This is a genomic window from Polaromonas aquatica, from assembly GCF_050626995.1.
Taxonomy (GTDB): Bacteria; Pseudomonadota; Gammaproteobacteria; order Burkholderiales; family Burkholderiaceae_C; genus Polaromonas; species Polaromonas aquatica_A.
Genome location: NZ_CP192467.1, coordinates 3,604,513 through 3,620,518, shown reverse-complemented (window position 1 = coordinate 3,620,518; position 16,006 = coordinate 3,604,513). Strand labels below are relative to the sequence as shown.

The window sequence follows — 16,006 nt, the reverse complement described above, 5'->3', positions numbered from 1 at the left end:
GCGCCGAGGGGGGAGAGAGTTACACGCGGTGAACAAGCGTGAGGCTAATGATTCTCTTTTGCGTGATTGATGGAATATTTGGGAATTTCCACCGTCACGTCGGACTGGGCCAGAAAAGCCTGGCAGCTCAGGCGCGAATTGGGCTCCAGGCCCCAGGCGCGGTCCAGCAGGTCTTCTTCACTCTCATCAAGTTCATTGAGCGACTTGAAGCCTTCGCGCACGATGACATGGCAGGTCGTGCAGGCGCAACTGAGGTCACAGGCGTGCTCGATGTTGATCTTGTTGTCGAGCAGCGCTTCGCAAATCGACGTGCCGGCCGGTGCCGTGATTTCGGCGCCCTGCGGGCAGTATTCGGGGTGAGGCAGTATTTTGATGATGGGCATGTTGTCAGTACGGTTCAAACCGCCTCGATGTTTTTACCGGCCAGGGCTTGCTTGATGCCGCGGTTCATGCGCTGGGCGGCAAAGCCTTCGGTGCCTTTGGCCAGCGCCTGGGTGGCAGCCTCTATCGCGGCTGCATCGCCATGGGCGCGTGTGTCAGCCAGGCCGACGATCAGGCTGTCAATCTGCGCCCGTTCGTTGGGGCTCAGCAGATCGGCATCCGCCGCCAGGGCGCTTTGCGTGGCCAGGATCATGCGATCAGCATCGACCTGAGCTTCCGCCAGCGCACGGGACTGCATGTCTTGTTGGGCTGTGGAAAAACTATCCTGCAGCATGCGCGCAATGTCTTCGTCCGACAGGCCGTAGGACGGCTTCACGTCAATGCGCGCCTCGACGCCGCTGACCTGTTCTTTGGCGTTCACGCTGAGCAGGCCGTCGGCATCGACAGTGAAGGTCACGCGGATGCGGGCGGCGCCGGCCACCATGGGCGGGATGCCGCGCAACTCAAAGCGGGCCAGGCTGCGGCAGTCGGCCACCAGGTCACGCTCACCCTGCACCACGTGCAGCGCCAAGGCCGTCTGGCCGTCCTGGTAGGTGGTGAAGTCCTGCGCCATCGCCGTAGGAATGGTCTGGTTGCGTGGCACGATGCGCTCGACCAGGCCACCCATGGTTTCAATGCCCAGCGATAGCGGGATCACGTCGAGCAGCAAGAGAGCCGCGCCGGTGTTGTTGCCGGCGAGCTGGTTGGCGGAAATGGCCGCGCCCAGCGCCACTACTTCGTCGGGGTTGAGGTTGACCAGCGGCTCGCGCCCGAAGAAGCTGGCGACTGCCTTGCGCACCTGCGGCATACGGGTCGAGCCCCCTACCAGCACGGCGCCCTGAATATCTTCTTTTGCCAGCTTGGCATCGCGCAGCGCCTTGCGGACGGCCGTGAGCGTGCGCTGGGTCAGGTGGGCCGTTGCGGTTTCAAAGTCTTCCGCCTTCATTTCGAAGTTGACGAGGGCCTTGGCCAGTTGCACCGAAAACGGCACCGGGTCGGCGGCCGACAGCGCCTCCTTGCAGTCGCGGGCGGCGCGTTGCAGCGCAGCCTTGTCGGACGGTGTGAGCGTATCCGCCGCGAGCCCGGCCTTGGCCAGCACCCACTCGACCAGCGCGCGGTCATAGTCATCACCGCCCAGTGCGGAATCACCGCCGGTGGCCACAACCTCAAAGACGCCTTGCGTCAGGCGAAGGATGGAAATATCGAAGGTCCCGCCACCCAGGTCATAGACGGCGTAAACGCCCTCGCTGGCGTTGTCCAGCCCGTAGGCGATGGCAGCTGCAGTAGGTTCATTGAGGAGGCGAAGCACGTTCAGACCGGCCAGCTGCGCGGCGTCTTTGGTGGCCTGGCGCTGGGCTTCGTCAAAATAAGCCGGCACGGTGATGACAGCACCGTAGATATCGTCATTGAAGGTGTCTTCGGCGCGGTAGCGCAGCGTGGCCAGGATTTCGGCGCTGATCTCGACCGGGCTTTTTTCACCGGCTACGGTCTGCAGCGTGACCATGCCCGGCTTGTCATTCAGCTCATACGGCAACTGGGCGCGGCTGGCGATATCGGCGATGCCGCGGCCCATGAGGCGTTTGACGGAAGAGATGGTGTTGCGCGGGTCTTCCACCTGCGCCGCCAGAGCCTCGTAGCCGATCTGGCGCTTACCCCCCTCAAGGTAGCGCACTACGCTGGGCAACAGCACCCGCCCCTGCTCATCTGGCAGGCATTCGGACAAGCCGCTGCGCACGCTGGCAATCAGTGAGTGCGTGGTGCCCAGATCAATGCCCACCGCGATGCGTCGCTGGTGCGGGTCGGGCGTCTGGCCGGGTTCGGAAATTTGCAGGAGTGCCATGCGCGGTTGTCGTACTTTTTCTGTAATGCCTTGGAACCTGTTCAATGTCTTTTTGGAGATCGCATTGGAGTGCAATCGGGATGAGTGGGTGCTTCGGATGCGCCGCATGGGCTGATGCCCATGCTAGCGGCCGGGGCATCCAATCGCCCGATTTCACTCCAACCCTTCGGGCAAGTGCCTTTTCGGGCGGTCTGCCGCGTTGCGGCGCTTGCCCATAGCCCGGCTATGGGCTGCACGCCGCGCCTTGCATTCCATCCCGAAAAGGTACTTGTGCGACTCCAAAAAGACATTGAACAGGTTCCTATTGTCCCAGCTGGTCGATGCGCGCATCAACCTCGCTGGCAAAGCGCTCAATAAACATAAGGCTTCTGACCTGCTGAGCGGCAGCGGGAAAGTTCTTTTCCACATCCAGAAGTTGCTCTATTTTTGATAGCTGCTTGCGCCCGTCAGTTATGGCCTGAGAAGCTATTTCTTCAAAATCCTCGGCAGTTTCAGCGTCGTCGAGCGCTTCGCGCCACTGCATCTGCTGCACCAGGAAGTCGTGCGGCATGGCCGTGTTGTTTTCGGCATTGATCAGCGCACCGTTCAGTTCACACAAGTAACTGGCCCGTTTGAGCGGATCCTTCAGCCGTTGGTAGGCCTCGTTGATGCGCACCGACCACTGCATGGCCACGCGCTGCGCCGCCGCGCCTTGGGCCGCAAACTTGTCGGGATGCGCCTCGCGCTGCAGGTCCTTCCAGCGCGCGTCAAGCGCAGCGCGGTCTTGTGCGAAGCGCTGGGGAACGCCGAAGAGTTCGAAGTCGTTGGATTGAAGGTTCATGCCGAGCTTATGCCGATAAAAAGCCGCCAGCACAATCAGTGGAGGCGGCTTCGGTAAGGATGCAGCACGCGTTAGACCGCTCGCCCGTCAAACCCGGAAGCTTTCGCCACAGCCGCAACGGTCACGCTCGTTGGGGTTGATGAACTTGAAGCCTTCGTTCAAGCCTTCACGCACAAAGTCCAGCTTGGTGCCGTCGATATAGGCCATGCTCTTGGGATCGACCAGCACCTTGACGCCGTTGTCTTCGAACACGACATCTTCAGGCGCGATCTCGTCGGCGTATTCCAGCTTGTAAGCCAAGCCGGAGCAGCCGGTGGTCTTTACGCCCAAGCGAACGCCCACACCCTTGCCGCGCTTGGTCATGTAGCGGGTCACGTGTCGGGCAGCAGCATCAGTGAGGGTAACGGACATTTAAATCACTCGAAACAAAACAGATGACGGGTAATGTGCTGATCAGTGCGCGCGTTTTTGCTTGTAGTCGTTCACGGCGGCCTTGATGGCGTCTTCCGCCAGGATGGAGCAGTGAATCTTCACAGGCGGCAGCGCCAGTTCTTCAGCGATCGCGCTGTTCTTGATGCTCGCCGCTTCGTCCAGCGTCTTGCCCTTGACCCACTCGGTCACGAGCGAGCTCGACGCAATGGCGGAGCCGCAGCCGTAAGTCTTGAAGCGTGCGTCTTCGATTACGCCGGTGACCGGATTGACCTTGATCTGCAGCTTCATGACGTCGCCGCAAGCCGGCGCGCCAACCATGCCGGTGCCGACCGACTCATCGCCCTTTTCAAAAGAGCCGACGTTGCGGGGGTTTTCATAGTGGTCTACCACTTTTTCGCTGTATGCCATTTTGTTTACCTCTTTAAGCTGTCTTGAGTTGCGGGCGGGCCTTAATGGGCAGCCCACTGGATGGTGGACAGGTCCACGCCATCCTTGAACATCTCCCACAGGGGAGACAGTTCGCGCAGTTTGGCCACGTTTTCCTTGATGGTGGCGACTGCGTAGTCAATTTCTTCTTCGGTGCTCCAGCGGCCTATCGTCATGCGCAGGCTGCTGTGGGCCAACTCGTCGCTGCGGCCCAGGGCGCGCAGCACATAGCTGGGCTCCAGGCTGGCCGAGGTGCAGGCGGAACCGCTGGACACGGCCAGGCCCTTGATGCCCATGATCAGCGACTCGCCTTCAACGAAATTGAAGCTCATGTTCAGGTTGTGCGGTACGCGCCTGTCGGCGTGGCCGTTGAGGAACACCTCTTCCACATCCTTCAGCCCGTTGAGCATGCGCTCGTGCAGGGCACGGATACGCTTGTTTTCTTCGTGCATCTCAGCTTTGGCGATGCGGTAGGCCTCGCCCATGCCGACGCACTGGTGCGTGGGCAAGGTGCCGGAGCGCATGCCGCGCTCATGGCCGCCACCGTGCATTTGCGCTTCAAGGCGCACGCGCGGCTTGCGGCGCACATACAGAGCCCCAATGCCCTTGGGGCCGTAGGTCTTGTGCGAGGTCAGGCTCATCAGGTCAACCGGCAAAGTGGCCAGGTCGATGTCGACACGGCCTGTAGCTTGCGCGGCATCCACATGGAAGATGATGCCTTTTTCACGGCACAGAGCGCCAATGGCCGGGATGTCCTGGATCACGCCGATTTCGTTGTTGACGAACATGACGCTGACCAGGATGGTGTCGGGGCGGATGGCGGCTTTGAACGCTTCCAGGTCCAGCAAGCCATCGGCTTGAACGTCCATGTAGGTCACTTCAAAGCCCTGGCGCTCCAGTTCGCGGCAGGTGTCAAGCACGGCCTTGTGCTCGGTCTTGACCGTGATGATGTGCTTCCCCTTGGTCTTGTAGAAATGGGCAGCGCCCTTCAGAGCCAGGTTGTTGGACTCGGTCGCGCCGCTGGTCCAGACGATTTCGCGCGGGTCGGCGCCTATCAGGTCGGCGATCTGCTCGCGCGCCTTCTCAACGGCGGCTTCCGCCTCCCAGCCCCAGGCGTGGCTGCGCGAAGCGGGGTTGCCGAAGTGTTCGCGCAACCAGGGAATCATGGCGTCCACTACCCGCGGGTCGCAGGGGTTCGTGGCGCTGTAGTCCATGTAGATCGGAAAATGTGGGGTGTCCATGTGGCTAGCTCTTTAAATTCACAGGCTGGCTGGCAGCGCGATCAATGAAGTCAATGCAATCGGGTCACAAAGGGATAAAGCCGGGCAAACAATGCCCGGCACGGATCCATCAGGACTTGGAAAATGCATTGCCCAGTGCAAAGACCGAGTTCGGCGCGTTCACGCGAATCGGCTTCACAGCCGGCGCTGTGAAAATGGCTTTTTTCACTTGAGGGGTGTTCTCGATCACCACGCCCTTGGCCAGCTGGTCTTCCACCAGTTTTTGCAGGGTCACGGAATCCAGGAACTCCACCATGCGGCTGTTCAGCGAAGCCCACAGCTCGTGCGTCATGCACCGGCCGCCCTCGCCCAGGCAGTTTTCCTTGCCGCCGCACTGGGTGGCATCGATCGGCTCGTCCACCGACACGATGATGTCAGCCACGGTGATCTCGGAAGCCTTACGGCCCAAGGTGTAACCGCCGCCGGGGCCACGAGTGGACTCCACCAGTTCGTGGCGGCGCAGCTTGCCGAAGAGCTGTTCGAGGTAGGACAGGGAAATCTGCTGACGCTGGCTGATCGCAGCCAGGGTGACCGGGCCGTTGTTCTGGCGCAGTCCCAAATCAATCATCGCAGTGACCGCAAAGCGGCCTTTGGTTGTGAGGCGCATAACAAGCTCCTTTAAATGGCTTGACTGTCGTTTTCACCCTGAAAGCTTGTGGCCTACAGGGAACTCTTCCTCCAGCCGCCCAGGTCAGTCAACCGGTATCGCGGGGGCTTTTTGTTGTTCTGGCTATTGTTCTTGACTGTTTTCGTCAAGTATAACACAAGCAGGGTTTTTGCCGCTGGCGATGCCAAAAACATGGGGCTAACCCGTAGACCCAACCCCTTATTGCACCATATTGGTGCAATAAGGGGTTGCACTGCGCCGCTATCGGCTCAGGTTCGGGTTTGGCCCGCGGCCGACACGGGCAGAACGTTGTCGGTGCCCGGAGCGCCGAAAGCCTGCTCTTTGAGGCTGTGCAGCTGGTCGCGCACCCGGGCGGCTTTTTCGAACTCCAGGTTCTTGGCGTGTTCGATCATCTGCTTTTCCAGCCGCTTGATTTCGCGCGCGATGTCCTTTTCACTCATGTCCTCGACCAGCGCCTTCTGCATCTCAAGTTTTTCGGCTTCCTTGCCCGATTTCTCGCTGTAGACGCCGTCGATCAGGTCGCGGATGCGCTTGACCACGCTACGCGGCGTGATGCCGTGCTCCAAGTTGAAGGCAATCTGCTTGTTGCGCCGCCGTTCGGTCTCGTCCATGGCTTTTTTCATGGAGTCGGTGATTCGGTCGGCATACAGGATCGCGCGTCCGTTCAGGTTGCGGGCGGCCCGGCCTATGGTCTGGATCAGGCTGCGTTCCGCGCGCAAAAAACCCTCTTTGTCGGCGTCCAGAATGGCCACCAGCGACACCTCGGGAATGTCCAGGCCCTCGCGCAGCAGGTTGATACCCACCAGTACGTCAAAAGCGCCCAACCGCAGGTCGCGCAGGATCTCCACGCGCTCGACCGTGTCCACATCGCTGTGCAGGTAGCGCACCTTGACGCCGTTGTCGCTGAGGTAGTCAGTCAACTGCTCCGCCATGCGCTTGGTCAGTGTGGTGATCAGCACCCGCTCGTTTTTCTCGACCCGGATGCGGATTTCCTGCAGCACGTCATCGACCTGGTGGGTGGCCGGCCGCACCTCCACCTGCGGGTCGACCAGGCCGGTCGGGCGGACCACCTGCTCCACCACTTTGCCGGCGTGCTCTTTTTCATAGTTTGCCGGCGTAGCCGAAACAAAAACCGCCTGCCGCATCTTGGACTCGAATTCCTCGAACTTGAGCGGCCGGTTGTCCAGCGCGCTGGGCAGGCGAAAGCCGTACTCCACCAGCGTCGTCTTGCGCGCCCGGTCGCCGTTGTACATTGCGTTGAGCTGACCGATCATGACATGGCTCTCGTCGAGGAACATCACCGCGTCCTTGGGCAGGTAATCGCACAGCGTCGACGGCGGCGATCCCGGCGGCGAGCCGCTCAGGTGGCGGGTGTAGTTTTCAATGCCCTTGCAGTGGCCGATTTCGCTCAACATTTCCAGGTCGAAACGGGTTCGCTGCTCAATACGCTGGGCTTCCACCAGCTTGCCGTCGGCGACAAACTGGGCCACGCGTTCGGACAGCTCCAGCTTGATGGTTTCCACCGCCGTCATGACCTTGTCGCGCGGCGTGACGTAGTGGCTCTTGGGATAGACCACAAAACGCGGGATTTTCTGGCGGATGCGGCCGGTGAGCGGATCGAACAGCTGCAGCGATTCGATCTCATCGTCGAACAGTTCGATGCGTATGGCGAGCTCGGAATGCTCGGCCGGGAAGACATCGATCACATCGCCGCGCACCCGGAAGGTACCGCGCGCGAAGTCCTGCTCGTTGCGCGTGTACTGCATGCGGATCAGGCGCGCGATCACGTCACGCTGGCCCATTTTGTCGCCAGTGCGCGCGATGAAACGCATCTGCGTGTAATCCTCGGGCGCGCCTATGCCGTAAATCGCGCTGACCGTGCCGACGATGATGGTGTCGCGCCGCTCCAGCACGCTCTTGGTGGCCGACAGGCGCATCTGCTCGATGTGCTCGTTGATGGCCGAGTCCTTTTCAATGAACAAGTCGCGCTGCGGCACATACGCCTCGGGCTGGTAGTAGTCGTAATAGCTGACGAAATACTCGACCGCGTTCTTGGGGAAAAACTCGCGGAATTCGCTGTACAGCTGCGCCGCCAGCGTCTTGTTGGGCGCAAACACGATGGCCGGGCGGCCCAGGCGGGCGATCACGTTGGCCATGGTGAAGGTCTTCCCCGAACCGGTCACGCCCAGCAGGGTCTGGAACACTTCACCGTCATTGACGCCTTCGACCAGTTGGTCGATTGCCGTCGGCTGGTCGCCCGCCGGCGGGTAGGGCTGAAACAGCTCGAACGGGGAATCCGGAAAACGGATGAACTGGCCCGCTGCTGGGTCGGTGTTGACTGGATCAGTTATGACTTCCATAGCTTCTGGCATAAAACCTCGATCAAGCCCCGTTAAAATTCAGGGCAACCAAACAGAATACGACATTCGGCCGAAAATGGGAATTGCAATCCCCCATCGCTTCCGGATTGCCGTTTTTAATACCTCTTGTAGCCTTCTTTCCGGTCAACTTGTGACCTAAATCCGTGGCCTGAATTCCGTATCGTCGCTTTCGCCTTCTTTTCACTTCTCTGAGGATATTTCATGTCTTTGTTTACCGCTGTCGAAATGGCCCCGCGTGACCCCATCCTGGGCCTGAACGAGCAGTTCAATGCCGATACCAATCCCGCCAAGGTCAACCTGGGCGTAGGCGTGTACTACGACGACAACGGCAAACTCCCCCTGCTGCAGTGCGTGCAGGCGGCCGAAAAACAGATGATGGCCGACCCCAAGGCCCGCGGCTACCTGCCGATCGACGGCATCGCCGCCTACGACGCCGCCGTCAAAGGCCTGGTGTTCGGCGTTGACAGCGAGCCCGTCAAGAGCGGCCGCGTTGCCACCGTACAAGGCATAGGCGGCACGGGCGGCCTCAAGGTAGGCGCCGACTTCCTCAAAAAGCTCAGCCCCAATGCCAAGGTGCTGATTTCCGACCCGAGCTGGGAAAACCACCGCGCGCTTTTCAGCCAGGCTGGTTTCGTCGTTGAAAGCTATCCTTACTACGATGCGGCCAAGCGCGGCGTCAACTTCGACGGCATGCTCGCCGCCCTCAACGCGGCAGCCGAAGGCACTATCGTCGTGCTGCACGCCTGCTGCCACAACCCGACCGGCTATGACATCACCACGGCCCAGTGGGACCAGGTAATCGCCGCCGTCAAGGCGCGCAAACTGACGCCTTTCCTCGACATGGCGTACCAGGGTTTCGGCCACGGTATTGCGGAAGACGGCGCTGTCATCGGCAAATTTGTGGCTGCCGGCCTGAGCTTTTTTGTGTCGACCTCCTTTTCCAAGAGCTTCAGCCTCTACGGCGAACGCGTGGGCGCCCTGTCGGTGCTTTGCCAGTCCAAAGAAGAAGCTGACCGCGTGCTGTCGCAGCTCAAGCTGGTCATCCGCACCAACTACAGCAACCCGCAAATCCACGGCGGCATGGTGGTGGCCACGGTGCTCAACACGCCAGCCCTGCGCACCCAATGGGAGCAGGAACTGGGCGAAATGCGTGTGCGCATCAAAGCCATGCGCCAAAAGCTCGTGGACGGCCTGAAGGCCGCCGGCGTCAAAGAAGACATGAGCTTCATCACCGCCCAGATCGGCATGTTCAGCTATTCCGGCCTTAGCAAGGACCAGATGGTGCGCCTGCGCAGCGAGTTCGGCGTCTACGGCACCGACACCGGCCGCATGTGCGTGGCAGCGCTCAACAGCAAGAACATCGACTACGTCTGCGCGTCGATTGCCAAGGTCGTCTGATTCCACCGGCGCCTCTGAGCCCGTCAACCCGGATATCTTTATCCGGGACGCCCTGCAAAACCGCCACAACCAACGCATCCTCGCGCAGTTGCCCACCTTGGGACTGCCGGATGCCTGGCTGGTCGCGGGCTGCCTCTTTCAGACTGTCTGGAATCTGCGCTCAGGCAACCCGCCCGAAGCCCACATCAAAGACTACGACCTGTTTTACTTTGACCCCTCCGACCTCTCGGAGGCGGCTGAAACCCGGGTCAACGAGCGGGTCCAGTCCTGTTTTGCGGGCCAAAGCATCACGGTGGAGGCGAAGAACCAAGCCCGGGTCCATACCTGGTACCAGGGCTATTTCGGTTTTCCCTACCCTGCCCTGCGCAGTTCCCGGGACGGCATTGACCGCTTCCTGGTCACCAGCACCTGTGTAGGCCTGACGGCAGGCGGCTCAGGCCTGGAGCTTTATGCGCCCAACGGCTTGGGCGATCTGTACCAGGGCCGGCTCAGCCCGAATCCGCTGTGCCCTCACCTGCCGCTGTTTGAAAAGAAAGCCGCTGCCTACCAGGAGCGCTGGCCCTGGCTGCAGGTCAGCAACTGAACGCCTAGCCCCACACCGCCGAACGCATCGAGATCGACCCCGCCTGAAAGCTGGTGTTGAAAAAGCGCATCGGCTCCTTCCCGTCAGCGGCGCCGGCAGCATACAACAGGGGCAGGTAGTGCTCATAGGTGGGATGCGCAATTTTGGCCACCTGGCCCAGTTTCTGGAAATTCTGCAGCGCATCGAGGTTGCCCTGCTGCAGGTAGCCGCCGGTGATCTGATCGAACTCCAGCGCCCAGTCGTAAGCCTGGCTGCCCGTCGCGCCCCGCTGCATCTGGCGCAGGTTGTGCACGATGTTGCCGCTGGCCACCACCAGCACCCCGCGCTCGCGCAAGGCCTTGAGCTGCTTTGCCAGCGCGTAGTGGTCCTCGGGTGCGCGGCCGTAGTCCATGCTGAGCTGGATCACCGGAATGTCCGCATCCGGGAACATGGGCTTGAGCACTGACCAGGCGCCATGGTCCAGCCCCCACTCGCCTTCATCGATGCCCAGCGGCGCCGAGGCGCGCTGGCGTACCAGCTGGCTGATGGCCTGCGCGGCGGCTGGATCGCCGGGCGCGGGGTATTGCTGGTCGAACAGCTCCTGCGGAAAACCGCCGAAGTCGTGGATGGTCTTGGGCTTGTCCATGCCGGTCAGCCACCAGCCTTCGGTCAGCCAATGGGCGGAAATGCACAAAATCAGCTGCGGTTTGGGGTATTTCGTCCCAAATTCGGCGCCCAGCGCCTGCCAGCTGCGCCGGTATTCGTTGTCTCCGATGGCGTTCATGGGGCTGCCATGGCCCACAAACATCACTGGCATCCTGTCGGATTTCTTCAGGGAGGCCAATCGGTCCAGCGCAGAGGCGTCAATAGTGGGGAGCATATTGTTGTTTCCTGTTCAGGTCTGCGGTCCCAGAGGGTCGGCAAAACCGCTGGCCGGAGGCAGAATGGTAAGTGTTCCTACAATTTTGCAGGTGGCGGCGGTTTATCGGTAAACAAGCCCCGGCCCGCCTGCGTGGGGCTTTGGCACCAATCCCGTGAAAAGCGCCCGGAATTGGTGGTTATCCTCAAATCAGTGCAGCGCCTGCCTGTTATATTGCACTGCAACATACTACGATTTATCGAAGTAAATACATAACCAAGGTTGACCCCGATGCTGTACCAAGTCTATGAAGCCCAACGCACCTTGATGGAGCCTTTTGTCGACTTTGCGCAAGCCGCCGCAAAGCTTTACGGCAATCCGCTGTCACCCATGGGTCAAAATCCGTTTGCCCAGCGCGTGGCTGCCGGTTACAGCCTCATTTACCGCTTGGGGAAAGACTATGAAAAACCGGCTTTTGATATTCGAACTGTCGATGTCAACGGCACCGATGTCAGCATCCATGAACGCGTGGAGCTCGACAAGCCCTTTTGCGAATTGCGCCGCTTCAAGCGCTTTACCGATGACCCCGCCACGCTGACCGGGCTGAAAGGCGAGCCCGCCGTGCTGATCGTGGCCCCCCTGTCGGGCCACTACGCCACCTTGCTGCGCGATACCGTTAAAACCATGCTCAAAGACCACAAGGTCTATATCACCGACTGGAAAAACGCCCGCACCGTGCCGCTTTCCGAAGGCTCCTTTCACCTGGATGACTACGTCAACTACGTGCAGGAATTCATCCGCCACATCCAGGGCATTTACGGCAATTGCCACGTCATCAGCGTCTGCCAGCCCACCGTACCGGTGCTCGCGGCGGTATCGCTCATGGCCTCGCGCGGCGAAACCACACCCCTGAGCATGACCATGATGGGTGGACCCATCGATGCGCGCAAGTCACCCACGGCCGTGAACAACCTGGCCATGAACAAGAGCTACGAGTGGTTTGAAAACAATGTGATCTACCGCGTGCCCAGCAACTTCCCGGGCGCCGGGCGGCGCGTCTACCCCGGCTTTCTGCAGCACACCGGGTTTGTCGCGATGAACCCCGACCGCCACGCCAGCAGCCACTATGACTATTTCAAGGACCTTATCAAGGGTGATGACGCCAGTGCCGAAGCGCACCGCAAGTTCTACGACGAATACAACGCCGTGCTCGACATGGATGCCGATTACTACCTCGACACCATCAAGACAGTGTTCCAGGAGTTCAAGCTGGTCAACGGCACCTGGGACGTGAGGAATGAGAACGGTGAACTTGAACGCGTGCGCCCCCAGGACATCAAGACCACGGCCCATTTCACCGTCGAAGGCGAACTGGACGATATCTCCGGCTCAGGCCAGACCGAGGCAGCCCACAGCCTTTGCCACAACATCCCCAAGGCGCTCCAGAAGCACCTGGAAGTCAAGGGAGCCGGCCACTACGGGATTTTCAGCGGCCGCCGCTGGCGCGAAATTGTCTATCCGCAGGTCAAGGCCTTTATTTCCGAAAACAATCAAGCCCCAGCCCAGGTAAAACGGGCGTCAGCAGCTACTAAAAAGATAGCAAAACCTGCCGCAAAGACCGCCGACAAGGCCACCGCAAAGCCAGCGACAAAGAAGTCTGCTCGCAGCAAGCAGGCCTGAAGGCATATCCGGCCGGACCTGCCTGGCAGGATCCCGGCAGGTAGGACAATAGCCCGGTGACCTCCCCTGCCGCTTCTTCTCTTTTTGAGCGCATCAACGCCGCGCTACCCCAAACCCAGTGCACCCGTTGTGGCTATCCCGATTGCGCAGCTTACGCAACGGCCATTGCAACAGGTGAAGCTGCCATCAACCAATGCCCGCCCGGCGGCGCGGAAGGCGTACAGCGCCTGTCTGCCATCACGGGCCAGCCCGTGCAGCCACTCAATCCCGCCAATGGCGTCGAAGCTCCCCGCGCCGTAGCGATCATCGATGAAAACTGGTGCATAGGCTGCACGCTATGCATCAAGGCCTGCCCGACGGACGCCATCATGGGCAGCAACAAGATGATGCACACGGTAATCGAGCCGTGGTGCACCGGCTGCGAATTGTGCATTCCCGTTTGCCCTGTGGATTGCATCAGCCTGGAAAACATTACCGGTACGCGCACTGGCTGGGCGGCATGGTCCCGGCAAGAAGCCGACACCGCCAGAACCCGTTATGAATTTCATCAGGCCAGGTACAAGAATCCGGCAAGCCCTGACGCCAGGGAAGAACGGAAAGCAGGAGGCCCGCCTGCGGCCCCGTCGGCGCGCCCCGAGGGCGACCCCGCGGTTGCAGACCGCAAGCGCATGGTGATTGAAGCTGCCCTGGCTCGCGCCCGGGCACAGCGCGAAAAAAACAACAAGAAAAGCTGAGCCACTCTTCAGCCCAGGGCAGCAAACGCCTTGATCACCTCGGGTGGCGCCTGCACCAACTCAATCAGCACACCCTCACCCGAAAGAGGAAACGCATCGTTAGCCTTGGGGTGCAAAAAGCAGATATCAAACCCCGCCGCCCCCTTGCGTATGCCGCCAGGCGCAAAACGCACACCCTGGGCCGTCAGCCATTCCGCGGCTTTGGGCAGGTCGTCGATCCACAAGCCCACGTGGTTCAGGGGTGTGGTGTGCACCGCGGGCTTCTTGTCCATGTCAAGCGGCTGCATCAGGTCGACCTCGACCTTGAACGGGCCGCTGCCGATAGCGCAAATGTCTTCGTCCACGTTCTCGCGCTCGCTGACGAAGTTACCGGTGACTTCCAGGCCCAGCATGTCCACCCACAGCGTGCGCAGGCGGTCTTTACTGGTGGCGCCAATCGCAATCTGCTGAACACCGAGCACCTTGAAGGGTCGTACGGTGCTCATGACTGGAACTCCACAATCGGCTGGTCCACGCTCAGCGATTCGCCTTTGGTAGCCAGCACCTTGCCGACCACACCGTCGGCCACGGCGAACAACACGTTTTCCATCTTCATGGCTTCAATCACGGCCACGCGCTCACCGGCTTGTACTTTCTGCCCCACCTGCACGGCCACGTCCACCAGCAGGCCGGGCATGGGCGACAGCACATAACGACTCATGTCCGGCGGCGCCTTATACGGCATCAGCGCATGCAGTTGCGCCGCACGTGGCGACAGGACCAAGGCGTCCAGCCGGGTCCCGTTGTGGGCAATGCGAAAGGCCAGTGGATTACGCCCCACGCCGCGTTCAACCTGCGCAGCAAACGGCTGGCCATTAACAGTGCCCCGGATGCGCGCGCCGCCCAAATGCCAGTTGCTACAAATTTCATAGCTGCTCGCGCCCGTGTCTATTGCGCTGGAGCCCGTTTTAGCCACATAGTCGCGCACCGTCACCGGGTGCTGCGTGTTCTGCCCCGCGGCTCCCAGGCCGACCACCACAAACTGCTCGCCTACCGTCACGCCATGGCCAGGCATCTGGCCGCTGATGCCGGCCGCGCGGCCCAGCTGGCGGCGGTTGACGTAGGCCGCCAGCGCCACCAGGAAGTCCGGGTCGTCATGCGGCACATCTTCCGCATGAAAGCCCTTGCTGTAGTTTTCGGCAATGAAGCCAGTGTTGAACTCACCCGCCACAAATTTCGGATGCGCCAGCAACGCGGCTTGGAAAGGAATATTGCTGGAGATGCCGCGAATCACAAAGCCGTTAAGCGCCTCGCGCATTTTGGCAATCGCCTCTTTGCGATCCTTGCCGTGCACGATGAGCTTGGCAATCATCGAGTCGTAAAACATCGGGATCTCGCCGCCGTCCTGCACACCGGTATCAACGCGCACGCCGTACAGCTGCGAGGTGTCGGCCGCGAACATGGTCTCCTTCGGCGGCTGAAAGCGCGCCAGCCGGCCCGTGGAGGGCAAGAAGCTTCGGAACGGGTCTTCAGCATTGATCCGGCATTCAATGGCCCAGCCATTGCGCTGCACGTCTTTCTGCGCGATCGGCAGCTCCTCGCCGGCCGCCACACGAATCATCAGCTCCACCAGGTCCAGCCCGGTGATGCATTCCGTCACCGGATGCTCTACCTGCAGCCGCGTGTTCATCTCAAGGAAGTAAAAGCTCTGGTCTTTGCCGACCACAAACTCCACCGTGCCGGCGCTCTGGTACTTCACCGCCTTGGCCAGCGCCACCGCCTGCTCACCCATGGCCTTGCGCGTGGCGTCGCTGATAAAAGGCGACGGCGCCTCTTCAATCACCTTCTGGTGGCGCCGCTGGATAGAGCATTCACGCTCATTGAGGTACACCACATTGCCATGGCTATCGCCCAGGAGCTGAATCTCGATGTGGCGGGGTTCTTCGACAAACTTCTCGATAAAGACGCGGTCGTCACCAAAACTGTTGCGCGCTTCATTGCGGCACGAGGTAAAGCCTTCAAAGGCTTCCTTGTCGTTAAAGGCCACACGCAAGCCCTTGCCACCGCCGCCGGCCGAGGCCTTGATCATCACGGGGTAGCCAATGCCTTTGGCGATCTCCACCGCCTTCTCGGCCGTTTCAATCGCATCGTTCACGCCGGGAATACAGTTCACACCTGCCGCGCCGGCCAGCTTCTTCGACTCGATCTTGTCGCCCATGGCGGCGATCGAGTAATGCTTGGGGCCGATAAAGATGATGCCTTCTTCTTCCACCCGCTTCGCGAAGCCCGCGTTCTCGCTCAGAAAGCCATAGCCCGGGTGCACGGCCTGCGCACCCGTCTGCTTGCAGGCCGCGATGATCTTGTCGGCCTGCAGGTAACTGTCACGGCTGGGCGCCGGGCCGATACTGACGGCCTCGTCGGCCAGCTCGACATGGCGTGCGTCCTTGTCGGCATCGGAATACACGGCAACGGTCTGGATGCCCATCTTGCGGGCGGTGAGGATGACGCGGCAGGCGATTTCGCCTCGGTTAGCTATGAGGATTTTGGTAAACATGGTTGTCTTGCTC

At 60.7% G+C, this 16,006-nt stretch carries 15 protein-coding genes; 4 read left to right on the top strand and 11 right to left on the bottom strand.

Features of this window, described 5'->3' with window-relative positions:
- Positions 1-44 precede the first annotated feature (44 nt).
- From fdx to uvrB, 8 genes are all read right to left on the bottom strand, one after another.
- Positions 45-383: an ISC system 2Fe-2S type ferredoxin gene (fdx, locus tag ACQ4MS_RS17370; RefSeq protein ID WP_431095873.1), complete on the bottom strand. Its 339-nt coding sequence runs from the start codon at positions 381-383 to the stop codon at positions 45-47.
- Between the two features lie 14 nt (positions 384-397).
- Positions 398-2,260: a Fe-S protein assembly chaperone HscA gene (gene hscA / locus ACQ4MS_RS17365; RefSeq protein WP_431095872.1), complete on the bottom strand. Its 1,863-nt coding sequence runs from the start codon at positions 2,258-2,260 to the stop codon at positions 398-400.
- 301 nt (positions 2,261-2,561) lie between these two features.
- Complete coding sequence (gene hscB / locus ACQ4MS_RS17360; RefSeq protein ID WP_431095871.1) at positions 2,562-3,080, bottom strand: Fe-S protein assembly co-chaperone HscB; 519 nt, start codon at positions 3,078-3,080, stop codon at positions 2,562-2,564.
- Positions 3,081-3,167: 87 nt separating this feature from the next.
- A complete protein-coding gene (gene iscA / locus ACQ4MS_RS17355; protein ID WP_074575253.1) occupies positions 3,168-3,491 on the bottom strand; it encodes an iron-sulfur cluster assembly protein IscA in 324 nt (107 codons plus the stop codon).
- A 42-nt stretch (positions 3,492-3,533) separates the two neighbouring features.
- Positions 3,534-3,920: a Fe-S cluster assembly scaffold IscU gene (gene iscU, locus ACQ4MS_RS17350; protein ID WP_431095870.1), complete on the bottom strand. Its 387-nt coding sequence runs from the start codon at positions 3,918-3,920 to the stop codon at positions 3,534-3,536.
- Positions 3,921-3,961: 41 nt separating this feature from the next.
- A complete protein-coding gene (locus ACQ4MS_RS17345) occupies positions 3,962-5,179 on the bottom strand; it encodes an IscS subfamily cysteine desulfurase (protein ID WP_431095869.1) in 1,218 nt (405 codons plus the stop codon).
- 109 nt (positions 5,180-5,288) lie between these two features.
- A complete protein-coding gene (iscR, locus tag ACQ4MS_RS17340) occupies positions 5,289-5,825 on the bottom strand; it encodes a Fe-S cluster assembly transcriptional regulator IscR (protein ID WP_092128187.1) in 537 nt (178 codons plus the stop codon).
- 269 nt (positions 5,826-6,094) lie between these two features.
- Entirely contained in the window at positions 6,095-8,218 is a 2,124-nt protein-coding gene (gene uvrB / locus ACQ4MS_RS17335) for an excinuclease ABC subunit UvrB (protein ID WP_431095868.1), read from the bottom strand.
- A 210-nt stretch (positions 8,219-8,428) separates the two neighbouring features.
- Here uvrB and ACQ4MS_RS17330 point away from each other — a divergent pair, with 210 nt between their 5' ends.
- Together ACQ4MS_RS17330 and ACQ4MS_RS17325 are read left to right on the top strand one after the other, a co-directional pair.
- Positions 8,429-9,625, top strand: a complete 1,197-nt coding sequence (locus ACQ4MS_RS17330; protein ID WP_431095867.1) for an amino acid aminotransferase — start codon at positions 8,429-8,431, stop codon at positions 9,623-9,625.
- Positions 9,609-10,208: a nucleotidyltransferase family protein gene (locus ACQ4MS_RS17325; RefSeq protein ID WP_431095866.1), complete on the top strand. Its 600-nt coding sequence runs from the start codon at positions 9,609-9,611 to the stop codon at positions 10,206-10,208. Before ACQ4MS_RS17330 ends, ACQ4MS_RS17325 begins: the two co-directional genes overlap by 17 nt.
- 4 nt (positions 10,209-10,212) lie before the next feature.
- Here ACQ4MS_RS17325 and ygiD read toward each other — a convergent pair whose 3' ends face one another.
- Positions 10,213-11,067: a 4,5-DOPA dioxygenase extradiol gene (gene ygiD / locus ACQ4MS_RS17320; RefSeq protein ID WP_431095865.1), complete on the bottom strand. Its 855-nt coding sequence runs from the start codon at positions 11,065-11,067 to the stop codon at positions 10,213-10,215.
- 270 nt (positions 11,068-11,337) lie between these two features.
- Here ygiD and ACQ4MS_RS17315 point away from each other — a divergent pair, with 270 nt between their 5' ends.
- Entirely contained in the window at positions 11,338-12,726 is a 1,389-nt protein-coding gene (locus ACQ4MS_RS17315; RefSeq protein WP_431095864.1) for a polyhydroxyalkanoate depolymerase, read from the top strand.
- A 56-nt stretch (positions 12,727-12,782) separates the two neighbouring features.
- Entirely contained in the window at positions 12,783-13,460 is a 678-nt protein-coding gene (gene rsxB / locus ACQ4MS_RS17310; protein WP_431095863.1) for an electron transport complex subunit RsxB, read from the top strand.
- A gap of 8 nt (positions 13,461-13,468) precedes the next feature.
- On the opposite strand, the gene ACQ4MS_RS17305 is transcribed toward rsxB, so the two are convergent.
- Complete coding sequence (locus ACQ4MS_RS17305) at positions 13,469-13,945, bottom strand: VOC family protein (RefSeq protein WP_431095862.1); 477 nt, start codon at positions 13,943-13,945, stop codon at positions 13,469-13,471.
- Complete coding sequence (locus ACQ4MS_RS17300) at positions 13,942-15,993, bottom strand: acetyl-CoA carboxylase biotin carboxylase subunit (RefSeq protein ID WP_431095861.1); 2,052 nt, start codon at positions 15,991-15,993, stop codon at positions 13,942-13,944. The genes ACQ4MS_RS17305 and ACQ4MS_RS17300 overlap by 4 nt, the downstream gene beginning before the upstream one ends.
- Positions 15,994-16,006: the final 13 nt, after the last annotated feature.